General features: G+C 63.8%; 2 protein-coding genes. One reads left to right on the top strand and one right to left on the bottom strand.

The window, feature by feature from the left end; translation table 11 throughout:
• Window positions 1-205 (top strand): hypothetical protein (locus MUO23_15140; protein MCJ7514287.1); only part of this gene is annotated, 205 nt, incomplete at its 5' end.
• On the opposite strand, the gene MUO23_15135 is transcribed toward MUO23_15140, so the two are convergent.
• A protein-coding gene (locus MUO23_15135; protein ID MCJ7514286.1) for an IS3 family transposase occupies window positions 187-1346 on the bottom strand; the annotation gives its coding sequence in 2 pieces (ribosomal slippage) (window positions 187-1085 and window positions 1085-1346; 1161 coding nt in all). The genes MUO23_15140 and MUO23_15135 overlap by 19 nt on opposite strands.
• Window positions 1347-1608 lie beyond the last annotated feature (262 nt).

The raw sequence follows: 1608 nt of genomic DNA, 5'->3' as shown, positions 1-1608 counted from the left end.
TCGCCAGGCCATGCCACGCGTCCGGCGACGGAGCCATGATCGCGCCGGCGAAAGGTTCGCCATCCGATTGGCTCATCCTGCGCTGGAAGCAGGGTTGGGCCGCAAGGGTGTGGTCAGCCTGCGGCGGACCGGAACGATGACTGAAGTTGCCCCGTTTTGGTGGACAGTCGGCGGCTTGGGTGACACTCATGCGGCACGCGTGTGAACCATTTCGTATCTGGCCGGCGAAGCATAGTTGAGAGATGAGTGTCGCCGATGCGGGTTGTACCAGCCTTCGATGAATTCGAACACCGCCCGACGCGCCTCTTCTTGCGAGCGGAAGTGGCGACGATCGAGCAGCTCGCACTCCAGGGTGGCGAAGAAGCTCTCACACAGCGCATTGTCGTAGCAGTCTCCAACCGATCCCATCGAGGGCCGGACACCCGCTTCCCGACAGCGATTGCCGAAGGCGATCGAGGTGTACTGACTGCCCTGATCGGAGTGGTGGATCACCCCCGCTGGGCGCCGTTGCCTGATTGCCATCTCCAGGGCGTCGAGGACCAGCTCGGTCCGCAAGTGCGTCGCCATGGACCAGCCCACCACTCGCCGGCTCCAGGTATCCACAACGACGGCCAGGTACAGGGAACCTGTCCAGGTCGAGATGTAGGTGATGTCGGCCACCCAGAGTTTGTTGGGACCGGCAGCGACGAAGTGACGCTCCACCAAGTCCGGCGCAGGGCGAGCCCCGACCTCTCGCAGGGTCGTTCGCGCATGCCTGCGGCGGCTAACGCCCTGCAATCCGGCCGCTTGCATCAGCCGAGCCACTCGCTTGCGACCCACGTGTACCCCCTCGTCGTACAGCTCAGCTTGGACGCGGGGCGCCCCATACGTTCCCCGCGAGCGGAGATGGATCTGGCGGATCTGGTCCGTCAAGAGCGCGTCTGCCTGAGAGCGATGCGAAGGCATGCGCTTCAGCCACGCATAGTAGCCGCTGGTGGAGACGTCCAGCACACGACACATCGTGGCCACAGGATAGGTTGCCCGGTTGGCGCTCACGAATTCGAAGATTCGGGCGGAATCGAGCCGGTCTCCCGCGAGAACCAGGCGGCGGCTTTTGCCAGGATTTCCCGCTCAAGGCGAACCTGCTTGATCTCTCGACGCAGACGCACAAGCTCTTGGCGTTCGGCCGTGGTCAGCCCGTCTTGGCGACGACCGTCATCCAGGTCAGCCTGCTTGACCCAGTGGTTCATCGTCTGCGCTGTCGGCTCGAACTCGCGTGCGAGTTCCTCAGGGCTGCGGCCCGCTCGCACCATCTCGATGATCTGCTGCCGGAATTCCGGCGAATACGGTAGACGCGTTCTCGGCATTGTGGACTCCTTCCTCACAAGCATAATGGTGTCCACGTTACCGGGTCAACTCCAGACCCATTTGGGTAGGGGGGAGGTACGCCTGCGGGGGCCTGATTGCGATCAGGTACATATGAGACCGGAATCGCAATACCTCCCCGTTCTATGGGCGGCCGTGCTTCAACTCACCGAACCACCGCCGCTGGCGACGCCTGCACCTGCGGCGCACCGCAGGCCGTCTCGCCCAGTATGGGCGCCCCCTGCCTGAGGACGATTGCGCTGC

The organism is Anaerolineales bacterium (assembly GCA_022866145.1).
Lineage (GTDB): Bacteria > Chloroflexota > Anaerolineae > Anaerolineales > E44-bin32 > PFL42.
The sequence above is the reverse complement of the archived record's forward strand: the minus strand, read 5'-3'. Positions and strand labels throughout refer to the sequence as shown.